Annotated in this window: 17 protein-coding genes and 1 pseudogene; 12 read left to right on the top strand and 6 right to left on the bottom strand. The window is 61.5% G+C overall.

The annotated features are described in order from the left end of the window. Positions 1-104: 104 nt before the first annotated feature. Positions 105-1,622: a sodium:solute symporter family protein gene (locus M1D89_RS17970; RefSeq protein WP_498645586.1), complete on the bottom strand. Its 1,518-nt coding sequence runs from the start codon at positions 1,620-1,622 to the stop codon at positions 105-107. A gap of 266 nt (positions 1,623-1,888) precedes the next feature. Here M1D89_RS17970 and M1D89_RS17965 point away from each other — a divergent pair, with 266 nt between their 5' ends. Beyond that, on the top strand, positions 1,889-2,464 hold the full coding sequence (locus M1D89_RS17965; RefSeq protein ID WP_024819844.1) for a helix-turn-helix domain-containing protein: 576 nt from the start codon (positions 1,889-1,891) through the stop codon (positions 2,462-2,464). Between the two features lie 90 nt (positions 2,465-2,554). Here the strand turns inward: M1D89_RS17965 and M1D89_RS17960 are convergent, their stop codons facing one another. After that, entirely contained in the window at positions 2,555-4,528 is a 1,974-nt protein-coding gene (locus M1D89_RS17960) for an APC family permease (protein WP_498645584.1), read from the bottom strand. 219 nt (positions 4,529-4,747) lie between these two features. Between M1D89_RS17960 and speB the strand changes: the two genes are divergently transcribed. The 8 genes and pseudogenes from speB to M1D89_RS17920 all read left to right on the top strand — a co-directional run bounded on the left by speB (position 4,748) and on the right by M1D89_RS17920 (position 15,677). After that, positions 4,748-5,818 carry an agmatinase gene (gene speB, locus M1D89_RS17955; RefSeq protein WP_402938302.1) on the top strand — a complete coding sequence of 357 codons (1,071 nt, stop codon included), beginning with the start codon at positions 4,748-4,750 and terminating at the stop codon, positions 5,816-5,818. Then, positions 5,815-7,517 (top strand): annotated as a pseudogene (locus M1D89_RS17950) (thiamine pyrophosphate-binding protein). The gene speB and the pseudogene M1D89_RS17950 overlap by 4 nt, the downstream one beginning before the upstream one ends. A 214-nt stretch (positions 7,518-7,731) precedes the next feature. After that, positions 7,732-8,214, top strand: coding sequence for a MarR family winged helix-turn-helix transcriptional regulator (locus M1D89_RS17945; RefSeq protein ID WP_498645582.1), 483 nt, complete (start codon positions 7,732-7,734; stop codon positions 8,212-8,214). Positions 8,215-8,224: 10 nt separating this feature from the next. Then, on the top strand, positions 8,225-10,294 hold the full coding sequence (locus M1D89_RS17940; RefSeq protein WP_498645581.1) for an MFS transporter: 2,070 nt from the start codon (positions 8,225-8,227) through the stop codon (positions 10,292-10,294). Between the two features lie 311 nt (positions 10,295-10,605). Beyond that, entirely contained in the window at positions 10,606-12,339 is a 1,734-nt protein-coding gene (locus tag M1D89_RS17935; protein ID WP_498645580.1) for an ABC transporter ATP-binding protein, read from the top strand. Continuing rightward, positions 12,336-14,414, top strand: a complete 2,079-nt coding sequence (locus tag M1D89_RS17930; RefSeq protein WP_498645578.1) for an ABC transporter ATP-binding protein — start codon at positions 12,336-12,338, stop codon at positions 14,412-14,414. Before M1D89_RS17935 ends, M1D89_RS17930 begins: the two co-directional genes overlap by 4 nt. 56 nt (positions 14,415-14,470) lie before the next feature. Further along, entirely contained in the window at positions 14,471-14,887 is a 417-nt protein-coding gene (locus M1D89_RS17925; protein WP_498650989.1) for an acyl-CoA thioesterase, read from the top strand. Between the two features lie 25 nt (positions 14,888-14,912). Further along, complete coding sequence (locus tag M1D89_RS17920) at positions 14,913-15,677, top strand: copper homeostasis protein CutC (protein ID WP_498645576.1); 765 nt, start codon at positions 14,913-14,915, stop codon at positions 15,675-15,677. 84 nt (positions 15,678-15,761) lie between these two features. Here M1D89_RS17920 and M1D89_RS17915 read toward each other — a convergent pair whose 3' ends face one another. From M1D89_RS17915 to M1D89_RS17900, 4 genes are all read right to left on the bottom strand, one after another. Continuing rightward, positions 15,762-16,193 carry a RidA family protein gene (locus M1D89_RS17915; protein ID WP_498645574.1) on the bottom strand — a complete coding sequence of 144 codons (432 nt, stop codon included), beginning with the start codon at positions 16,191-16,193 and terminating at the stop codon, positions 15,762-15,764. Between the two features lie 21 nt (positions 16,194-16,214). Further along, on the bottom strand, positions 16,215-17,606 hold the full coding sequence (locus M1D89_RS17910; protein ID WP_498645572.1) for an MFS transporter: 1,392 nt from the start codon (positions 17,604-17,606) through the stop codon (positions 16,215-16,217). 115 nt (positions 17,607-17,721) lie between these two features. Continuing rightward, positions 17,722-18,942, bottom strand: a complete 1,221-nt coding sequence (locus M1D89_RS17905; RefSeq protein ID WP_498645570.1) for a MalY/PatB family protein — start codon at positions 18,940-18,942, stop codon at positions 17,722-17,724. Further along, the gene (locus tag M1D89_RS17900; protein ID WP_498645568.1) at positions 18,939-19,439 is read right to left on the bottom strand and encodes a DinB family protein; all 501 of its coding nucleotides are present in this window, start codon (positions 19,437-19,439) and stop codon (positions 18,939-18,941) included. Before M1D89_RS17900 ends, M1D89_RS17905 begins: the two co-directional genes overlap by 4 nt. Before the next feature lie 88 nt (positions 19,440-19,527). Here M1D89_RS17900 and M1D89_RS17895 point away from each other — a divergent pair, with 88 nt between their 5' ends. From M1D89_RS17895 to M1D89_RS17885, 3 genes are all read left to right on the top strand, one after another. Next, positions 19,528-20,091, top strand: coding sequence for a CGNR zinc finger domain-containing protein (locus tag M1D89_RS17895; RefSeq protein WP_498645566.1), 564 nt, complete (start codon positions 19,528-19,530; stop codon positions 20,089-20,091). A gap of 62 nt (positions 20,092-20,153) precedes the next feature. Continuing rightward, positions 20,154-22,091, top strand: coding sequence for a DUF5107 domain-containing protein (locus M1D89_RS17890; RefSeq protein WP_498645564.1), 1,938 nt, complete (start codon positions 20,154-20,156; stop codon positions 22,089-22,091). Positions 22,092-22,193: 102 nt separating this feature from the next. Then, entirely contained in the window at positions 22,194-22,796 is a 603-nt protein-coding gene (locus M1D89_RS17885) for a DUF1349 domain-containing protein (protein WP_498645562.1), read from the top strand. Positions 22,797-22,852: the final 56 nt, after the last annotated feature.

Here is a 22,852-nt window from a genome sequence, read left to right as displayed (position 1 = left end):
CCAACGCATGCTTCCCGGACATAACGCAACGGCGGCGCCGCCCCGAAAAGGGGAGGCGCCGCCGTCGAACCTTACTTGTTTCCTGAACCTTGCTTAGTGCCAGCCTAGGAAGCGGGGGTGGTGAGCTCTTCCTCGGCCACTCGGGTGCCGGCAACGCGGTCCGTCCAAGCCTTCATGACTGCCGGATCCGTGGGCTTGCTCGCCAAGGAGACCACAACGTACACCAAAGCCGAGGCAATCAAACCGAAGTAGATGGGTTCGTTGGCGTAGATGCCATCGAGGGGAACTTCGGCGTTGATCTCAAGGATGATCATGGTTCCGAGGGTTATCACTGATCCTGCCGCCATGGACCATGCAGCCGCGATGCCTGTTCCACGCTTCCAGACCAAGCCGCCGATGATGGCTACGAGGAGGCCACCAACCAGGATGTCGTAGGCAATGGTCAGTGCGGCCACCACATCCTTGGTGGAGATGGCGATGATGATTGCAACGATACCCAGTCCGAGGACCCAGTAACGGTTGGCCTTGACGTCGTGCTCAGGGTTGTCGGAGTCGGAGGTGTCTACCTTCTTGCCGAACCAGCTGGCAACGAAAGGCATAACGTCTGCGCGGGCAACTGTTGCTGCAGCAATCAGTGCGCCTGACGCCGTGGACATCATGGCGGCCACAGCTGCCGCAAGCACCAAGCCGCCGATGCCGATGGGCAGGAGCCGGGTAGCGACCTCTGCGTAGACGTCGTCCTTGGCAGCGATTTCGACGCCGGAGAGGGCCACGCTGGCGGCCATGCCGATGAGGGCGCCTGCGAAGCCGTAGAGGATGCAGTAGACGCCAGCGGTAGCGCCGCCCCAACGGGCAACCGTGGGGGTCTTGGCGGTGAACACGCGCTGCCAGATGTCCTGGCCGATGAGGAGGCCAAGGGTGTAAACGACGAAGTAAGTGATGATCGTCTGGAGGCCGATGCCGCCGATGTCGAAGAAGCTCTCATCGACGCGGGCTCGGATGCCGTCGAGGCCACCTGCAGCGTTCAGGGCGAAGGGGAGCATGAGGAAGAAGATTCCCACGGTCTTGATGACGAACTGTACCTGGTCGGCCAGGGTGATGGACCACATGCCGCCGATGGTGGAGTAGACGAGCACGATTGCGCCGCCGATGGCGATGGCGAGCCAACGCTCCCAGCCGAAGAGGACCACGAAGATGGTGGCGTAGGCGCCGGTGGAGGTGGCGCACAGCATCAGCGTGTAGGCCAGCATGACGATGCCCGAGGTCTGGGTTGCCGTGCTGCCATAGCGGAGGGTCAGCATCTGGGAGACCGTGTAGATCTTGAGCTTCTGGATGGTCCCGGCGAAGAGCAGGCTGAGCAGCAGCACGCCTGAACCGATGGCCACTACCAGCCACATGCCGGAGATGCCGAACTTGTAACCGAGGCCGACGCCGCCCACGGTGGATGCGCCACCGAGGACAACTGCGGCCATGGTGCCGGTGTAAAGGAAGGGTCCCAAGCGGCGGCCGGCCACCAGGAAGTCGCTGTTGTTCTTGGTGCGGGACTTGCCCCACCAGCCGAATGCCAGCATGGCGAGCAGGTACACCACCACGATTGCGATGTTTATAGCCGAAGATTCCATGAACGGTCCTTGGAGCTGATGCACGGAGGTTGGGGTTTTCGACGATACTCCTGCGAAGCGTCGAAGTCTCTGTGCTGACGATTGGAGATTGGGGAGGTGCTGTGTGCCTCACAGACAACACTTGTTGCCTATGAGGATATGTTGTGATGGGAGTAACAGTCAAGATCCTTTAGTCATGCTTCCGCGTATTCTGGCGCTCTCGGCCTGTCTCCCGGCTACTATTGCTCCAATGACAGGGCCACATGACAGGCCTGAAAGGTTCGTGAATGAAGGCTCTACCCGTTGAACCGAGCAATGTTCCCGTTGCCATCGGTTCCAGAATCCGCGCAGCCCGGCAAGCGCAGCGCCTCACCATCGAGCAGGTGGCAGATGCTACCGGGCTGACCAAGGGCTTCCTCAGCCGTGTGGAGCGTGACCTGACATCGCCGTCGGTCGCCTCGCTGGTCACTCTTTGCCAAGTGTTGTCCGTATCCGTAGGCGACTTGTTCGCAGCTCCGGAGACCCATCTGACCAAGCGCGACGACGGCCCCCGCATCTCCCTGGGTGGCCAGGGCATAGTGGAGCGTTTGTTGACAGCCCGCTCGGAGCGGCGGCTTCAAATCCTGCAGGCCACCATCGAGCCGCGGGGCCGTGGTGAAAATGAGCTCTACGCCGTGGACTGCGATGTAGATGTCCTGCACGTGGTCAAGGGCAGGATCAAGCTCATCCTCACCAATGAGGAGTATGACCTTGAAGAAGGGGACACCCTCTCCTTCCCCGGCCGTGAACCCCACACGTGGATCAACCCCACGGATGAGACCGTCGAGGTGCTCTGGGTCCTGGTTCCTGCGGCGAGCCGCTAGCCCTGGGCTTCCCCGCGAGGTGACAGATAATGCCCATGTTTGCAACAAACATGGGCATTATCTGTAGTCTCGGCGCGCGAATCCCGGCGGTTAGCCCACGTGCACCCACGGCCTGCGGGTGATGTCCGGCTCGGCTTCCCGCAGAACTTCGCGCGTTACCGGCGCGATCTCTCCTTCACCAAAGAACAGGAATTTGCTGAGGTTGGAAATCGGGTTGCCCTCGGTCCAGCGGAAGTAGATATGCGGCATGAACCCGGTGACGTCCCTGATGTGGAGGAGTACTGCGGCCACGGTGTTGGGCACATTGTTGCTGTGCACCTCCAGGATCTTGAACCCATGCCGGAGCTTTCCCACCACCTGGAGCTCCTGCTCGAAATCTGAGCTGTCGTCCACGATGACTTCGATGAATACGGCGTCACAGTCAACGGGCAGGTGGCTGGCCTGCTGAGCGTGCTGAAGCTTCTCCCTGTAACGGCTGGCACTGAGGTGCTTGGGCTCGTGGGCGATGATCCGGACAGGTCCTTCGGCGGCGTTGGCGGTGAATTCGAGGGCTTTCTCGTCCATCTTGATGTGGGTTGCGCGGAGCTCGAAAGCGCGGCGCATGCGGGAGGTAAAACTGACCACCATGATGCCCAGGATGAAGAGGGCCGCAATCTTCAGGCCGTCGGGGCGCTCGATCGAGTTGACCACGGTGGTGTAGACGAAAACGAGCGAAATCAGCCCAAATCCAATGACCTGCGCCCGCTGCTTCTTTCGCCTCGCGGACAGGGTTACGGCTATTGAGGCAGAGGTAATCAGGACCAGCACGCCTGTGGCATAGGCGCCACCTTGGGCGTTGACGTCCGCCTGGAAAATGATGGTGACGAAGAAGGCGATGACTGTGAACACCAGGACGAGTGGGCGGAGAGCCCGGGCCCAAGCCGGTGCCATGCCGTAGCGGGGCAAGTATCGGGGGACAAGGTTCAGCAGCCCGGCCATGGCTGACGCGCCTGCGAACCAGAGGATGGCGATGGTGCTGACGTCGTAGACAGTTCCGAAGCCGTCGCCGAGGAATTTGTGGGCCAAGTAGGCGAGCGCGCGGCCCTCGGCCTTGCCGCCGTCTTGGAATTCTGCGGCGGGGATTAGCATGACGGTGGTGAAGCTGGACGTGATGAGGAACGAGCTCATGATGATGGCGGCGGTGGTGAGGAGTTTGTGGGCACCCTTGATCCGGCCTGCAGGGTTGGCTTCGGTGTCTGTGGCGTGGCCTTTGATCTGGGGCATGACGGCGACGCCGGTCTCGAATCCGGAGAGTCCCAGTGCCAGGCGCGGGAACACCAGTAGTGCCAAGGCGATCATCATGATGGGGTCGCCGTGGGAGGTGGTGAGTGCGGTCCACCAGTCGGTGATGACGCGTGATTCCGTGAAGAGGTGAGTCATGGAGACGGCGATCACCACCAGGTTGAGTGCAAGGAACGCCGCCACCAGCACTACGGCCACGTTGATGGCTTCCTTGAATCCGCGCAGGAAGACGACGCCCAGGCCGGCGATCAAAGCCAGGGTGATGACTACTTGTTGGCCTTCGAGGAAATGCGGGGCGAAGGGGTTCTCGATGAGGTGGGCTGTGGCGTCGGCGGCGGAGAGCGTGATGGTGATCATGAAGTCGGTTGCGGCGAAGCCAAGGAGGGCAAGGACGAAGAGCTTGCCTCCCCATCGTGGAAGCAGGCGTTCGAGCATGGCGATGGACCCTTCGCCGCGGGGGCTTTCCTTGGCCACGCGCCTGTAGACGGGGAGCGCGCCGGCGAGGGTTGCCAGGACCAGAAGTAGCGTGGCCAATGGGGAGAGCAATCCGGCGGCAAGGGCGGCGATGGCCGGCTGGTAGCCGAGTGTGGAGAAGTAGTCGAGTCCAGTGAGGCACATGACCTTCCACCAGGCTTGCGGCTTATGCGAGTCCGCAGGACGCCCGTGAGGTCCCTGCCGTTTCCCTGAGGTGTCCGGCATTCCTTCCAGCAGCCAGGATTTGAGCTTGAAGGAATTTTTGGGCTTATCGGCCGGGTCGGCCGGGGGCCTCGTAAGGGTTGTCACGGTGTCCTTTCGTGCAGCCGGATGCTGCGTCCGCTAGGAGCGTATGACCGTATTCGACGTCGGGACCCCGGTTTTTATGGAATCTTAACGCCCGCTGTGACCGGCATCTCATGCCGCAAGCGCCCGAATCTGATTTGTAAACAGGTGATGCATATAAGGCAACTTCGAGTGTATGATGGGAGTCACAGCCACTGACCCAACTCGAAGGAGAGGCATATTTTGGAAGAGCTTCGCATTACGGCCAACGGGAACCTTGGACCCATCGATTCATCCCGCATTCCGCGTTACGCCGGTGCCGCCACCTATGCCCGCCTGCCCCGGCTGGACCAGGTCTCCAAGGCTGACGTCACAGTAGTCGGCGTTCCCTTCGACTCCGGTGTCTCCTACCGCCCCGGCGCGCGCTTCGGTGCCAACCACGTACGCGAAGCCAGCCGACTCCTGCGCCCGTACAACCCTGCCTGGGACGTCAGTCCCTTCGAGAACATCCAGGTTGCCGATGCCGGCGACATGGCTGTGAACCCGTTCAACATCAACGAGGCAATCGAGACTGTCCAGCAGAACGCCTTGGACCTCACGGCCAACGGCAGCAAGCTGGTAACCCTCGGTGGCGACCACACCATTGCACTCCCGCTCTTGAGGGCAGCAGCGGAGCGGGCAGGCGAGCCCATTGCGATGCTCCACTTCGACGCCCACTTGGACACCTGGGACACGTACTTCGGCGCTGAGTACACCCACGGCACCCCGTTCCGCCGTGCGGTGGAAGAAGGCATCCTGGACACCGAAGCCATCAGCCACGTAGGTACCCGCGGCCCCCTGTATGGCAAGAAGGACCTCGACGACGACCACCGCTTCGGCTTCGGAATCGTCACCTCCGCTGACGTCTACTACCAAGGCGTCCTGGAAACCGTAGCCAAGATCCGTGATCGCATCGGCAACCGCCCGTTGTACATCTCTGTGGACATCGACGTTTTGGACCCGGCCCACGCACCCGGCACCGGCACCCCCGAAGCCGGCGGCATCACAAGCCGCGAACTTCTCGAAATCATCCGTGGCTTCCGCGGCATGAACCTCGTTGGAGCGGACATTGTTGAAGTTGCTCCTGCCTACGACCACGCAGAGATCACCGGTGTTGCAGGCAGCCACGTAGCGTACGAGCTCGTGACCCTCATGGCGGACAACGCCGTGGAAGGCGACCGCCAAGGTGCCCCGAACGGTTACGCGCAGCAGGCGCTCGGCGCTCGCATGGCAGAACTCGCACAGGCAACCGGAACAGCCGGAGACCAGCGATGATTGATTTCGACCCCGGCACGGCAGCCCCCACGAAGGGCACCAACCAGCGCAACGGCGGGGACCTCGTCGTCGAGACCCTCGAGGCCCTGGGCGCCAAGACGGTCTTCGGCATTCCGGGCCAGCACGCTCTCGGGCTGTTCGATGCCATGGGCCGCGGCAACCTGCACTTTGTGTCCTCCCGTGTGGAGAACAACTCGGCGTTCGCCGCTGATGGTTACTCCCGTGCCACCGGCGAGGTAGGTGTGCTGTTCCTGTCCACCGGTCCGGGCGCACTGACGTCCCTTGCTGGTTTGCAGGAGGCTTACGCTACGGGTGTTCCCATGGTGGTTGTGGCCAGCCAGATCCCGCTCGACGGTCTCGGCGCTCGCCGTAAGGGCATGCTGCACCAGCTTGATGACCAGAAGGCTTCGGCCGCGAACGTCACCAAGAGCCAGCGCCTGATCCAGCACGCTTCCGGTATCCCGTCGGCCATTCAGGACGCCTGGACCGAGGCCATCTCCTCGCCGCAGGGCCAGTCTGGATCGAAATCCCGCAGAACGTCCTGCTGGACCCCATTATGGTGCCGCCGGTTGAGGACGCCCTCGCCGAGGCATTCGATAACCCGCCGCGCGTCGAGCTGATCCGCGAGGCCGTGAAGTGGCTTTCGACGGCGGAACGTCCGGCGATCATCGCCGGTGGCGGTACGCGCCGTGGCCGGGCTGAGAAGTCGTTGCTCTCGATTGCAGAGCAGTTGCGCGCACCGGTGATTTGCACGCCCGGTGGTAACGGCGCGTTCCCGTGGACTCACGAGCTGTCATTGCAGTCGTGGATCGAGGACCGGTACATGACCGACGTCCTGGAAGACGCCGACGTGTTGATCGTGATCGGCTCCTCCTTGGGTGAGGTGACCTCGAACTACTTCACGTTTGAACCCCGGGGCCGGATCATCCAGATCGACGCCGAGCCCCGGGTCCTTGAATCCAACCGGCCTGGTTTGGGCATCCGTGCCGACGCAGGGCAAGCACTCGCAGCCTTGGACGAAGCCCTCGCAGCAGCTGGAGCCGCGGACGCCGCCCAGCGGTCCTGGCACGGCGCCAGCCCGGAAGATGTGGTCAAGGAGTCCCTGGTCAAGGTCAAGGCACGCCTGGAATCACAGGACCTGGCCAAGGAACTGAAGTTCATGTCGGACATCCGCGAGGCTGTCCCTGCTGACATGCAGACGTTCTGGGATATGACCATCTCCGCTTACTGGGGTTGGAGCTGCTGGGACGCCCGGCAGGGTCAGTTCCACTCCGCCCAGGGCGCTGGAGGCCTGGGTTACGGCTTCCCAGCGGCAATCGGCGGTGCCGTGGGTCTTGAAACCACTGGCAAGCCGAGTCGCGTGCTCGCCGTATCCGGTGACGGCTCCTCCATGTACTCCATCTCCGAGCTCGCCACCGCCAAGCAGCACAACGTCCCGGTCACCTGGCTGATCGTGGACGACGGCGGCTACGGCATCCTGCGCGAATACATGGTGGGCGCCTTCGGCCAAGCCACCGCCACCGAACTCGCCCGCCCGGACTTCGTGAAGCTTGCTGAGTCTTTTGGCGTCCCGGCCCGCAGGGTTGCGCCCGAGGAAGTGGGGGACGCGCTCAAGGCGTCCTTCGAAGCAGACGGACCCAACGTCGTCGTGGTTGAAACACTGCTGAAGATGTTCGGCCCCACTCATTTGGACAACTAGAGCGACTAAAGAAACTAGCAGCCAAACAGCCAGCCCCCGCACGGAACACCGTGCGGGGGCTGACTGCGTTGTGAGGCCTGCTCTGCGCCCAATTGCCCGAAAACAGGGCGCAGAGCGGGCCCCACAACTTAGACACTCCTCGCATCTTTAGTTTCCCAAAGCAATCAATCTGAGTTATAGTTGCTTTAGGCAAACAAAAAGAGGGGTGTTTCGCATGTCCGTCGGTTCTGCCACAGCAACCGATCTTGTGCATCAGATTTTCGATCTTCAGCGCACGCTGCGCTGTGTGGTGACCGCCCACATGGCCCGCGTTCCCGACGTCGGAATGGCTCTTCAGGGGGTGATGCGTTTCATCGGCGAGGGGGAGACCCGCGCTACCCAGCTGGCCACGCGACTCGGCGTTAGCGCCCCGGTCCTTAGCCGGCACATTACCGAACTCGAGGAGCTCGGCTTTGTGGCCAGGCGGCCTGATCCTGCTGATGGTAGGGCCCAGCTCCTCGCCCTGACGGAAAGCGGCGCGGCGAAACTGCGCGAATTCGAAGAACAACGCAGCGTGAGACTGCGGGATTACCTGGCGGATTGGAGCGAGGCCGACGCCCTCGAGGCCTCCCAGGTCATCAACAAACTCACTGTGTCCCTCAAGGACTCAATCCGGGCAACGGCGGCCGGCTCCATCACAACAAACCAGACAGCTTAGGAGCCCACGCATGGCTACACCAGCAGTACAAAACTCCCAGGCGGTGGACGCCTCAGTTACCCGGGCCTCCGCGCCCATGACCCATCGGCAGATCATGGAAGCCCTGACCGGGCTTCTCGCCGCCTTCTTTACAGCGATCCTCAGCAGCACGATCGTGGCGAATGCGCTGCCCACCATCATGTCCGAGCTCAAGGGCACGCAAACCGACTTCGCCTGGGTTATCACGGCTGCGCTGTTGGCAAACGCTGCCACCACGCCCATTTGGGGCAAGCTCGCGGACCTTTTCGACAAGAAGCTTCTGGTCCAGCTGAGCATCATCATCTTCGTGGCGGGCTCGGTCATGGCAGGCCTGTCTGAAACCATTCCGCTGCTGCTGACCGCCCGTGTCATCCAAGGCGTGGCGATGGGTGGCCTCACCGCCTTGGCCCAGGCGATCATCGGCTCCATGATTCCGCCGCGTGACCGCGGCAAGTATTCCGGTTACATGGGTGCTGTCATGGCCGTAGGAACCGCTGGCGGCCCGCTGCTGGGCGGCTTCATCGTTGACAGCCCGCTCGGCTGGCGCTGGACGTTCTTCGTCTGTGTGCCGCTGGCCGTCCTCGCGCTCATCCTGCTCCAGGTGACGCTGAAGATCCAGCACATCAAGCGCCCGGCGAAGATCGACTGGCTGGGTTCCATCCTGCTGACGTCCGGCGTGAGCTTGCTCCTCATTTGGGTTTCCTTCGCCGGCAACCCTGACTACTACGACTGGTTCTCCTGGCAGTCCGCGCTCATGGTGGGCGGCGGCGTAGCCCTGCTGGCACTTCTGGTGCTGGTGGAAACGAAGGTTCCCGAGCCCATCATTCCGCTCAAGATCATCTCCGAACGCACCACCGCATTGGCTATCGTTGCCTCCGTTGCCGTTGGTATCGCCATGTTCGGTTCCTCCACCTTCCTGGGCCAGTACTTCCAGGTTGCCCGCGGTGCCACGCCCACCGAGGCCGGCCTCCTGACGCTGCCAATGATCGCCGGCAACTTGATCGGTTCCGTTGCATCCGGCATCCTGATCAGCCGTTTCGGCAAGTGGAAGAGATTCCTGATTGCAGGGTCCGTCCTCCTCATCGGCGGCCTCGCGTTCGCCGGAACCATGGACCACACCACTGAACTGTGGATCGTGGCGATTTACACCGGCGTGTTCGGCCTCGGCCTCGGCATGCTGATGCAAAACCTGGTGCTTGCTGTTCAGAACACTGTCCAGGCCAAGGACATCGGAACAGCCAGTGCTTCGGTGGCGTTCTTCCGCTCCGTGGGTGGCGCGATCGGCGTATCCGTCCTGGGCGCCATCATGTCCAACCATGTGAAGGAACTTGCCGTTGAAGGCATGACTGCCGCGGGCATTCGGGCTCAGGGTGGTGCCTCCGGAGCCAGCATGGACCTGGCCGATATGCCCGCTCCCATCGCCGGGATCATGCGGGCAGCCTACGGTGACGCCACCGCACAGATCTTCCTGATCTCGGCGATCATCAGCGTTGTGGCCCTCCTGGCTGTGCTGTTCATCAAGGAACGCCCACTGCGCCGCACGGTTGATGCTGCTCCGGAAAAGGAACTCATTGCCACGGCTTCAGGAGACGCTGGAATGTCGCTGGACACCGCGTCCATGGACGCAGTGAAAGCGTCCGACGACGGCGCACACGGGTTGGGTGCCGACGCTGCGGTTCCACGGGGCGCCCGTCAGGTTCCGGTGGCGGAGCGACCGGCTTCGAACGAGCAGTCCGGATCCGATCTTGACCTCGAGTTTGCCCGGATCCTCACCAAGGAACGACCCCAAGGCACGGCTGATGTGAAGGAAGTTCAGGAACAGCTGTCCCGTACCCAGTACGTCCTGGCAGAACAGCAGCTGCAGCTCAGTCGGGCCAACGTGGAGCTACAGGCCCGGTTGCGGGAGCAGCAAACCATTGCGGAGCAGCAGGCCCATACCGCGGAGGAGCTCGCCGCGATCCGTAAGGAGCTCAAGCGCGAACGCAGGCAGCAGGAACGGATGGCGTTGTTGCTCCTCCAGGGCGTCGAAGCCCGTGCAGACCACGGCAAGCACGCGGGCTGACTCCACTACGGATCCCGCCCTTGTTTGATACTCCTCGCGTACTACGTGGAGCTTGGCCAACGAGGGCGGGACTGAAAACGCCGGCTGGGAAACCAGCCGGCGTTTTTTGTTGCCGGCGGCCGGTGTCTACCGCAAGGGTCTACCCCAGGGCGAGCATGACCGACACGGGAAATACTCCGCTGGGATGATCTTTTCCGTAAGTTGTTTCGCCCGGGCAACGGATTTCGTAGAGTGGGGAGGCTAATACTGTCAGCCCCTGCTGCCAAACTTCTCTTATCTCATTCGCGCACTCTTTCTAAGGACCCGTGGGCATGCTTGTCACCCTTATACGGCGCTACTCCAAGCCGTATTTGCCGCAGATTGTGGCTGTGCTGATTTTTCAGTTGGCGTCCACCATCGCCACGCTCTATCTCCCCAGCCTCAACGCCAAAATCATTGATGAGGGAGTTTCCCGCGGAGACACCGACTTCATCTGGCAAACCGGTTTGCTCATGCTCGGTGTCGCCCTTGGACAGGTGCTTACCGCCATTATCGCCGTGTACTTCGGCTCCCGCGTTGCCATGGCAATCGGCCGCGACCTGCGCCGAAGTGTCTACCGGCAGGTCAGCAGCTTCTCTGCCCAGGACGTCAACCGTTTCGGTGCTCCCACGCTGATCACCCGCGGCACCAACGATGTCCAGCAGGTGCAGATGCTGGTGCTCATGGGCCTGAACTTCATGGTTTCCACGCCTATCATGTGTGTTGGCGGCATCATCATGGCCCTCCGCGAGGACCTCAACCTTTCCTGGCTCGTATGGGTTTCCGTTCCGGTGCTGGTGGCCGTTGTGGGCTACCTCGTAGTCCGTCTGATGCCGCTGTTCCGTTCCATGCAGACCAAGATCGACGCGATCAACGGTGTCCTGCGCGAGCAAATCATCGGCATTCGCGTGGTCCGCGCCTTTGTGCGTGAACCCCATGAGGCAAAGCGCTTCGGCGATGCCAATGAAGACCTCACCGCAGTGTCCGTGAAGATCGGCAACCTGTTTGTCCTGATGTTCCCGGCCATCGGCATGATCCTGCACCTGTCTACGGCAGCCGTGCTGTGGTTCGGCGGCCAGCGCGTTGATTCGGGTGAAATGCAGGTGGGTGCGCTCACGGCCTTCCTCCAGTACTTGTTGCAGATCCTGATGGCGGTCATGATGGGCACGTTCATGGCCATGATGATTCCCCGCGCGTCCGTCTGTGCAGACCGCATCGGCGAGGTGCTCGACGTCGAGCCGTCCATTCACAACCCCACCTCCCCGGTGGTGCCGGCTGAGAAGAAGGGCCGCGTGGAATTCCGCGACGTCACGTTCAAGTACCCGGGTGCGGAGGCGCCGGTGCTGAGCAACATCTCCTTCACCGCCGAGCCGGGTAAGACCCTGGCCATCATCGGATCCACGGGCGCAGGCAAGACCACCCTGGTTTCGCTCCTTCCTCGGCTTTACGACGTCGCCTCGGGCGACGTGCTGCTCGACGGCGTGCCCGTCACCAAGATGGACGCATCGGAAATCACCAGCCGGGTCTCGGCGGTTCCGCAGAAGCCCTACCTGTTCTCCGGGACCATCGAGCACAACCTGCGCTTCGGTAAGCCCGACGCCACCGACGAAGAACTGTGGGAGGCGTTGGAGACGGCGCAGGCCAAGGGCTTCGTCGAGGAAAAGTCGTCCGGTTTGAACCGGCGCATTGCCCAAGGTGGCACCAACGTATCCGGTGGCCAGCGCCAGAGGCTGTCCATCGCCAGGGCGCTGGTTACCAAACCGAATGTGTACCTCTTTGATGATTCCTTCTCCGCTCTGGACGTCGCTACCGATGCCAGGCTGCGCAAGGCGTTGAAAGCCAAGACCCGGGACGCCACGGTCATCATTGTGGCCCAGCGTGTCTCAACCATTGCGGACGCGGACGAGATCCTTGTGCTGGATAACGGCCGGATTGTTGACCGTGGAACGCACGACGAATTGCTGGAGACGTCACCCACGTACCAGGAAATCGTTGAATCCCAGCTGAGCGTGGAGGAAGTGGCATGAGCGAGCAGAACCAGCAGAAGAAGCGTGGCTGGGCTGCCAAGGCAGAGGCCGCCAAAGATGCCAAGGCAACGGCCGAGGCCGAAGTAGCAACAGAGCTGATTGATGACGAAGACTTCGTCGAAGAGGAATACGTCCCTTCCGAAGCCGATGGCGGCATGTTCGGCGACGTTCCGGCAAAGAAGGCCAAGGAGTTCTGGCCGTCTGCTAAGCGGCTCATGGGCCTGCTGAAGCCCGAGAGCGTTGGTGTGTACATCGTGATCGGCCTCGTCATCGTCTCGGTGGTGCTCAACGTGATCGCGCCCAAGGTCCTGGGTACTGCCATGGACGTCATTTTCGGCGGCGTCATTGGCAGGCAGGTCCCCGAGGGAGTCTCCCAAGAGCAATTCGTGGAGCTCATGCGTCAGCAGGGGCAAGGCAACTTTGCGGACATGGTTTCCAAGATGGAGCTCACAAACGGGATTGACTTCCCCAAGCTGACGTTCCTGATTTCGATCGTGCTGCTCATGTACTTTGTGGCAAACATCTTCCTGTGGGCTCAAGGTTGGTTGCTCAACAGAATCGTCATGCGGGTCATCAAGAAGCTACGCAACGACGTCCAGGCCAAGCTCAACCGACTCCCGTTGAACTACTTCGACACCCGCCAGCGTGGCGACATCCTGTCCCGCGTCACCAACGACGTCGACAACGTCCAGCAGGGTCTTCAGCAGGCGTTCTCCCAACTGGTCAGCTCCGTGCTCACGGTCCTTGGCATCACGGTCATGATGTTCATCGTGTCCTGGGAGCTGGCGCTGATTGCCTTGATCGCCCTGCCGCTGTCCGGCATTGTTGCGGGCGTCATTGGTGCCCGCAGCCAGAAGCTCTTTGCCGCTCAGTGGAAGAACACCGGCGCACTCAATGGCCAGATCGAGGAGTCGTTCTCCGGCCACGATCTCGTCAAGGTCTTCGGGCGCGATGCCGACATGCTGGAGCGGTTCGATGAGAAGAACGAGGAACTCTACAAAGCATCGTTCGGTGCACAGTTCGTGTCCGGCGTGATCTTCCCGGCCATGAACTTCGTCTCCTACCTGTCCTACGTCGGCATTGCCGTGGTGGGCGGGCTCCGTGTTGCCTCGGGCTCCATGAGCCTCGGCGACGCCACGGCGTTCATCCAGTACTCCCGTGAATTCACCCAGCCGCTGGGCCAGATTGCAGGCATGGCCAACATGCTGCAATCCGGCGTCGCCTCAGCAGAGCGCGTCTTCGAGTTCCTGGACGCCGATGAAGAAGTTGAAGAGAACGCTACGCGCCACCTGCCCTCCAAGACCGACGGCCACGTGGAGTTCGAGCACGTCTCCTTCAGCTATGTGGAGGACAAGCCGCTGATCGAGGACCTGTCCTTCGCTGCGGAACCCGGTCACACCGTGGCCATTGTTGGCCCCACCGGTGCCGGCAAGACCACGCTGGTGAACCTCGTGATGCGTTTCTACGAGCTCAACGCCGGCCGTATCACCTTGGACGGCGTGGACATCAAGGACCTCAGTCGTGCCGAGCTACGGTCCAAAGTCGGCATGGTGTTGCAGGATGCCTGGCTCTTTGGCGGGACCATCTACGACAACATCAAGTACGGAAACCTGGACGCCACCGAAGAGCAGATCATGGAGGCGGCCAAGGCCACCTACGTGGACCGCTTCGTGCGTGCCCTTCCGGACGGTTACCAGACGATCATCGACGAAGAAGGTAACAACGTCAGTGCCGGTGAAAAGCAGCTCATCACCATCGCCCGTGCCTTCGTCTCCGATCCTTCGCTGTTGATCCTGGATGAAGCCACGAGCTCCGTGGACACCCGTACCGAGCTATTGCTGCAGAAGGCCATGGCAGCTCTCCGAACGGACCGTACGAGCTTCGTCATCGCACACCGACTCTCCACGATCCGGGACGCCGACACCATCCTGGTGATGGAAAACGGCAAGATCGTGGAGCAGGGAAACCACACCCAGCTGCTCGCTTTCCAGGGCGCGTACTACCGCTTGTACATGTCCCAGTTCGCAGGTGAGGAAGAAACCGCTGTGGACGACTCGACGGCGGTGCACAGCTGAGCACGGAAACACTGAAGGAGCCTATGGCACCCCGGCGCATTGAGGTCCTCGTACCCATGCGCTGGGGTGACATGGACGCCTACGGACACATCAATAACGTCCAGATTGTGCGCATGCTCGAGGAAGCCCGTATCGCAGCCTTCGGGCCGCCCCGCGGTGCTGGCCTCCCCGGCGTCGAACCTCCCGCTGCCCTCTTCAACGATGTTGAGGAGGGGATCATGACCCTGGTTGTGGAGCACAAAGTCCGCTATGTCCGGACGCTGGACTACCGCAACATCCCGGCCGTTGTTGAGATCTGGGTCGGCGCCATCAAGGGCGCGAGCTTCGATCTCCACTACGTCATTAAGGACCCCGTCACGCGGGAAGACTGCGTCAAAGCCACCACTCATTTGGCTTTCGTGGCGGAGGCTACGGGACGGGTCCTCAGGCTCACTCCGCAGCAAAAGGAAAAGCTCGAACGCTACCGCGCGTAGCCCCTGCTGCCCGTAGAGTTTCAGCATGAAACTTGAAATTGCCGTGGTGAGCGCGGCCGGTGCAGGCACGGCCGCCGCCGAAGGAGCCAACCGCGTTGAGCTGTGCAGCAGCCTCGAACTTGGTGGCATCACTCCAAGCCAAGGACTCATGGAAGCGAGCATGGAGCACGTCGATGGCCGTCTGGAGATTCATCCCCTGATTCGCTCCAGGCCAGGCGATTTCCGGTACTCGGCTTCCGACCTGGACACCATGGTCCACGAGATCCGCCACCTTCTCGCCCAAGGAGCCCATGGGGTGGTGGTTGGCGCGCTCACCCCGTCAGGAGAGGTGGACGTGCAAGCAGTGCAGCGTCTGGTGGGCTCAGCCAGGGATGCCAATCCTGAAGCGCAACTGACCTTCCACCGGGCCATCGATCAGTCAAAAGACCCCTTGGCCGCCCTTGAGCAACTCATGGAACTGGGCTTCACCCGGGTCCTGACGTCAGGGCATGAAGCTACCGCCGGAGCAGGCCTGCGAACCCTGACCTCCATGGTGGAGCGTGCAGGGGGCGCTCTGGAAATCATGGCCGGCGGGGGACTGTCCTTGGAGGACATCCCGGCAATGCACGCGGCTGGCCTGTCCGCCGTTCATCTCTCGGCAAAGAAGACCGTCTCCACCCTTGGAGAAGGAGCGATCTCCCTGGGCGCCGAGGATGGCGGCGATCCGACTGCCTATACCGTCACTGACCGCGAGGTTGTGAGAGCAGCCAAGGCGAAAGTCAATGCGCTGGGGTTGGGTACACGGGCGTAGTTCCAACGCCCACGAGTCCGGTCGTGGAAGTGGGGGGAGGCCGGCCTTATGAGTTGTTCGAACATACCCGGCCTCCCCGGCTTGCTAGAGCGCTACTTCAACAGGACTGGAAAGGGCCGCTGTCACTTCGATCTCCACCAAAGCCTCAGGATGGGGAAGCGCGGAAACTGCTATGCACGATCTTGCGGGGAAAGTCTCACCGAACACCTGCTTGTAGACCTGGTTGACTTCAGCGAAGTCCTCAATTCTTGTCAGGAAGATGGTTGCCTTAAGGACGTTTTCCAGGCTCCCACCGGCATGGTTCAAGATGCTGGCTATGTTGGCGAGGACCTGTCTTGCTTGAGCCGACGCGTCGTGGGGGCTCTCTACGAGGAGGGACAAGGGATTGATCGGCAACTGTCCACTGACATGAAGAACGTTGCCGTGCCTCACCGCTTGGGCGTATGGACCGGCCGCAGGCGGCGCGGTGTCTGTCACGATCCTGCTGATGGCCTGTGATTCTCTTAGCGCGTTCATTGTGCTCCTGGTCACCTGCGGTTAGTGGGATATGTCTTCGAGGACGGCGTGTTTCGTCTCGGGCAAGGCGATCAAGACGATGACTGCGGCTAGGACAAACAAGGCGGCGCTGGCGCTGAAGACCAAGCTTGTGCCGCCGGCCGCCAGCAAGATGGGGACGACTATCGGTCCCAGCAGCGCGCCGAGCCGCCCGGCGGCCGTGGCCGTTCCGACGCCGATGCCGCGGGCTCTGGTGGGAAACAACTCGGGGGTGAAGGCATAGATGGAGGACCACATCCCGAAGAAGAAGAACTGCAAAAGGGAACCGTAGATCATGAGTTGCGTTTCGCCGGCCGCTTGGCCGTAGAAGAAGGCAGCCGCAGCCGATAGCACCGTGTAGAGGGCGAGGCAGTATTTGCGGCCGATGACTTCGATGAGGAAGGCCGCCGAGAGGAACCCGGGAATGCCCCAGAGGGCCATGAGGAGAACGAAACCTATGCTCTTGACGACATCGAATCCGCTATCGGTCAGTAGCTTGCCGATCCATGTGGTGAGGCCGTAATAGCCGAAGAGGATGCAGAACCAGACGAGCCACAACATGAGGGTGCGACGGCGGTACTCCGGAACAAAGAGAGCGCGAATACCTCGGGGTTGTTCGGAGGTTGTGCCAGCGGTGCCAGCCACCTCGTAGTCGGGGAGCGGAGAGCCGGATGCTTTGGTAACGGCAGTTTCAATGGCAGTCATGACTCGGTCCGCTTCGAGGGTCAGCCCACGTGAGGCCAGCCAGCGCGGGGATTCCGGGACGCTCCGGCGGATGACCAGTGCCCAGAGAGCCAGGACAGCTTGGAGGGCGAAGAATCCGCGCCAGCCCCAGGCAGGAACCATAAAGTAGGCGATTGCCCCGGCAGCGATAAATCCAACAGGCCAGGCGCCCTCGAGAAGTGCTGCGTACCTGCCCCGTTTGCTGGCGGGCATGAACTCGGCGATAAGGGCCGCGGCGACGGGGAATTCCGCGCCCATACCCACTCCCAGGAGGAACCGGAAGCTTGCGACGCTGTTGAAGTCCCAGGCGAAGACAAGTGCCAAGCTGGCTGCTCCCCAAATGAAGATGCTGTATTGGAACACTTTCTGCCGCCCGATGCGGTCTGCCAGTGAGCCGGCGGCAATGGCGCCGGTGAGCATTCCGGCGAAGCTGGCGCTTCCCAGCAGACCTGCTTGCGCAGCGGAGAGATGGAATTCGGTGCTAATCGGTGACAGAAGAAAAGTAATGGCGCCGAGGTCGATGGAGTCGAAGAGCCAGGCGGTGGCTACGACGAGGAAAATGTTCCTTTGAAACCGGCTCCACGGAAGCCGTTCCAGCCGTGCGGACACGGACGACGGCGACCCGGGGGTCTGCTGCGCGACGGCAGTGTGGGTTGTTGAGGGTTCTAACACGGTTTTCTCCCTTGGAGTGAAGCGATCATCTTTGAACGCGTGTCAATGTCCGTCATGCGCTGCGGCGGTGACGGCTGGATTTCATATGTGCTCTTGGTGCTTTGGCGCTTGCTGTTCAGAAGACGCAGCTCTTTTCGGACCACTGCCGTACGGCGGCTCGGGTCGTGGCACCACGGATGCGCCCCAGTATGTCCACAAGATTCGATGTGCTGGTGGCGAAGTTGATGCGAACAAACGTCGTGGTGTTTACGCCGGTGTGCTGCGAGAACTCGGCCCCTTGGCTGACCCTTACCCGGGCTCTGCGTTCCAGGTCAGCTGCGGGGTCGTGCAGATCCACTCCAGCTCCGGAGAGGTCGAGCCAACTCAGGTAGGTCGCCTCCGGCGCATGGCTCGGTACTTCATAGGGAAGGTCTTGAACCCACTGCTGGATGATTCGGCGGTTGGCTGAGAGCGTGACTTTCAGTTCAGCCAGCCATGAGTCACTTTGTGTCCAAGCGGCAACGGTTGCCACTCTGCTGAGAATGCTTGGTTGCCCGAAGTAGTCCAGTGGTTCACTTTCCAGGGCATCCCAAACCGCTTGCGGCCCTACGTGCGCAACTGCGCACCGCATGCCTGCGATGTTGAAGGCTTTAGTGGCCGAGGTTGCAGTGATTGTGCGGGCCGCCGCATCCTTTCCCAGTGACGCGAACGGTATGTGGCGATGGTCATCGAAAGTCAGATCGGAATGGATTTCGTCTGAAAGCACCACAAGATCGAGTTCTTTGGACGTGTTTGCCAAGGTGGTTAGTTCTTCCGCGGTGAAGACTCTCCCCGTGGGGTTGTGGGGGTTGACCAGGATCAGCATTCTGCAGTTCTCTTGCCGCAATTTATCTGTGAGTCCCTCGGTGTCGAACTTCCACGTATCGCCAGCGTCGATCATGGGTAGGGGGACTATTTTGCGACCGGATCGCTCAATTGTCGCCAAGAACGGCGGATAAGTGGGTACGTGGATTGCGATGCCCTCCCCAGGGGACGTCGAATGTTCGATCATGACTTGGAGTACCTGGATAAGGTCTGTATAGATACGTGTCCTGCCGGGGCCAGGCGTCCAAGCGTGATGGTTGGTCATTCGGGCTTCGAATGCCGCGACAACAGGATCCTCACCCTGCCAAAACGGATACCCGAGGTCTTGCCTTTCGGCCACCTCATGGATGGCGGCACGAACCGCGGGCGGTGTTCCGAAATCCATGTCCGCCACCCAAGACGCCAGGACATCGGGGGGCACTGCACCCCACTTCACTCCGTGGCCACCCCGGAGTCGTTCCAAATTGACGGCATCGAACTGACCAGTGCTCATGGCCGGACCATGTTGATCACTGGAATCAATTGCCCGGAGTCTTCGGCGACAATGACGTCCCGCATCAGTTCCATCTGCCCATGGTGCTGCGCCAGTTCCTCGTAAACGTGTTGGAGTGCCCCGCCTTGAGTGAGCATCCGGTCCGGGCCCTGGAAGTCCGCTGGTGGCACGCTTCGCAGGGGTGCCTGGGGGTCGGCACTGAGTACGTCCTCGATCAGTTGCACCTTGGTGGCTTGAACTTCACGAAGGAGCGGCTCGATGGGTCCGTAAGAGAGGAATTCCGATTCGCGGTCCCGGTCGGTGTGTCGACCCGCGACCAGATCCCCCACCCAATACTCGATGACTCCAACGCAATGGGTAAGAAGGGCGAAAGGTGAATTGGCTCCCTGGAGTGAGGGTTTGCGGTTTGCGAGGTCATCGCCCAGTCCGCGGACAATCGAAGCCATGCCATCAAGGGCGCGCTCCGTGAAATACAAGTAATCCTGACGGTCTAGCATTGCTGTTCCTTTAGTCGAGTAAAGCCGTCACCGGCTTAGGGGGTGACTCAAGCTTGCTGCGATGTTCGTCACCTGTCAAGATGGTTACATGAGCTTTGTTTTTGTCAGCGGCAACGCCGCATTGGACTTCATCGGGACGTTGAAGTGGCGCCGCTCGGACCTTGAGGAGTTGCTCAATTCGCCCCATGATCTTGAGGTTTGGGCTGCCGAAGCGGGGATCATAACCACCCCACTGGCCGTTTCCGATGATGACTTTGCTCAGTTACTTGGACTTCGCGAGGCCCTATACCGCATGGTGACCACCCATATGGCGGGTTCGGCCCTTCCAGATCCCGATGTGCGGATAGTGAATAAGAAGCTCGAAGGCAGGACTCCTCACCTCAGGCTCAAGGGAGCGGATTTGATTCGATCCGGAGATGCAACCAGCCTCGCCACGAGCATTGCAACGGCTGCGGTCGAACTGTTGACAGGGGACGAGAAATCGAAGCTTAAGGAATGCGGGCGCGAGAACTGCACGCGAATATTTATTGATCGATCCCGTAGCGGCACCAGAACGTGGTGCGGTATGGAGGAATGCGGCAACCGCATCAAAGCTGCAAATTATCGCTCGCGTCGCAAGGCGAAATCAGAGCAACTCGCTGCGGTTTCCTAGCTGCCCCCAAGCATGATGAGGCGGCCATGGGCGCGGCCTCCTTCTCACGATCGGATACTGACGTGGCCATCACCGCAAGCTCCAACCTCACCGTCACCACTATCTCCCTGACAATGGCTGAGCTCGGCCCATTGAACCCGCTGCCGGTGGTGGCAGCGGAACTGGACCAGCCCTACACCGTGGGCGAGGGTGTGCCTGAGGAACTCCAAGCCTCGGCCCGCTACGGAGTGGTGCCCAACGTGTACCCGTACCTCATGCAGGACGGCTACAGCAGGGACGCGGCACCCAAGGAGTTTCCCGCCGTCGTGCTTGAAAACAGCAAACTCAAGGTGACCGTCATCCCTTCATTGGGTGGCCGCATCTGGGAGTTGTTCGACAAAGCCACAGGCAAACAGCTCCTGCACACCCACGATGCCCCGCAACTGGCCAACATTGCGCTGCGCAAGGCGTGGTTCGCGGGCGGGCTGGAATGGAATATCGGCACCCGTGGACATTCGCCCACCAGTTGCGATCCGCTGCACACGGCAATCGTTCACACCCCGGATGGCAAACACATCCTGCGCGTGTGGGAGTACGAGCGGCTGAGGGAAGTGGTGTTCCAAGTGGACATCTGGTTGCCTGCGGACTCGGACGTCCTCTTCGCCGCGGTCAGGCTGCGGAACCCGAACGATCACGATGTCCCCATGTATTGGTGGAGCAACGCAGCCATCCCGGAAACGGATCGTACTCGGGTCATCGCTCCGGCGGACGAGGCTTTCGGCAGCGACTACGCCACGGATATCACCAGGGTGAAGCCCACTGACCACGAAGGGTATGACGGCACGTGGCTGGTCAAGAGCCCGCACGCGGCTGACTTCTTCTTCGACATCGACCCTTCCGAACGGCGTTGGGTTGTGGCAGCGGACGACGACGGCGACGGGCTGGCGATGCTGTCCACGGGCCTCCTACGGGGAAAGAAGCTCTTCGTGTGGGGCCAAGGACAAGGCGGCAAACGTTGGCAGGAGTGGTTGAGTCCAGGGGCAGGACCGTACGCCGAAATCCAGGCCGGCCTCGCGCAGACGCAATTCGAACACCTGGTGATGCCCGCCGGCGCCGAGTGGGCATGGGTTGAAGCGTACGGAAACGGGCACCTTGATCCGGACACTTCGCACGGTGCCGACTGGAATGCTGCGGTGGCACACGCCAGCGAACGATTGGAACAACTCCTGCCCCACGAGGAACTCGAGTCCATGCTTCCCGCAGCCATCAGCAATGCCGATGTCCCGCCGTCGAAAATGCTGCTGCACGGCAGCGGTTGGGGCGTTGTGGAGCGTACCCGGCGCAGCAGGTCAGGCATGGCCTGGATTGATGAAAGCGGCACACCTTTCGTGGAGGAGAGCGTCACGGCCGAGCAGGAACCGTGGCTTGGGCTACTGCACGGAAAAGCGTTCGACGGCGCGCCCAGCTTCGTCGCCGGGGCGGATTGGGAGGAGCTGCTGGCGGCGCAGAACAACGTTGAAGCGAAACTCCACCTGGCCACCATGAGGCATGCACGGCAGGACTTGGACGGGGCGAAGGGGCTGTATCGCGAGGTCCTTGCGGCCGGTGATGTGGGGCCGCGGACCAAGGCACTCGCGCATCGTGGGCTGGGCTTGGCACTCCTCGCCGAGGGACAGGAAACCGAAGGACTTGCCGAGCTTCGGAACGGCGTGGAGGCTGACCATTCCGCCACAGCCTTGCTCACGGAGGCGGCCACGCTCAGCATCCGCCACGGAGACCCGGCCCTGGCTCTGGAAGTGATGGAGTCGGCACCCAAGGAGGGTGCCGCCGTCGGACGTTTAAGGTTCCTCCGGGCGCTTGCGTTTGCGCGGACGGGAAACCCCGGAGAGGCGGCCGCCATCCTGCGTGAGGGCGTTGAAATTCCGGATCTCCGCGAAGGGGAGGACGCCATCGCAGCGTTGTGGGAAGAGGTATGTCCGGGCGAGCCTGTTCCGTTCAGCTATCAGTTCGGGATGCACTAAAAATCTTTTCTGGTGGCGCCCGGGTGTGGCCTCCCGCACATCTCCGGCAATCTCTGAAAGCGTGTTCTTGACCATTTTTTCAGGACACAGAGGAGCACCAAATTGATCCCCGAAATAGCAGGACTCCCATCCTTGGAGTGGACGTCGTCCGCCGGTCACGCCAATTATGACGAGACCGAGGGGACGCTGACTCTCACGGCCGCGCCCGGGGTTGACTGGACCAACGACTCCCTCGGGGGAGAACCGCAGCACGGCGCCACTGCGCTGGGGTTCAGGGCGCCGGCGGCTTTCTCGTTGTCGGCCAGGGTTCTGGTGGCCTCACCACGGACAACGTTCGACGCCGGGGTGTTGACCCTGTGGGCGGACAGCGAGCACTGGGCCAAGCTCTGCTTCGAGTATTCTCCGCAAGGGGAAGCCATGGTGGTCAGCGTGGTGACCAACAGCTATTCGGACGATTCCAACGGGCCTGTGGTGACTGCCCCGTGGGTTTATCTGCGGGTCAGCCGGGTGGGTCCAGCGTGGGCTTTCCACTGGTCACCGGATGGCCGGGAATGGTCTTTCGTCCGGCTGTTCAGGCTGGATACGGAGAAACCTATGCACGTAGGATTCATGTCGCAAGCCCCGATGGGGGAGAGCTGCGAGGCCCGATTCGACGCCATCGAATTGAAGGACGAACCCCCGGCGGACCTCCGCGACGGAAGTTAGCGGCGGGGAAACGCAGGCCAGTCAGGGGTCACGCCGGTGGAACGGCAAGCCTGTGG

This window comes from Arthrobacter sp. D3-18 (genome assembly GCF_054408525.1).
Note: the sequence above shows the minus strand (reverse complement) of the source record. Positions and strands in the feature narration are given on the sequence as shown.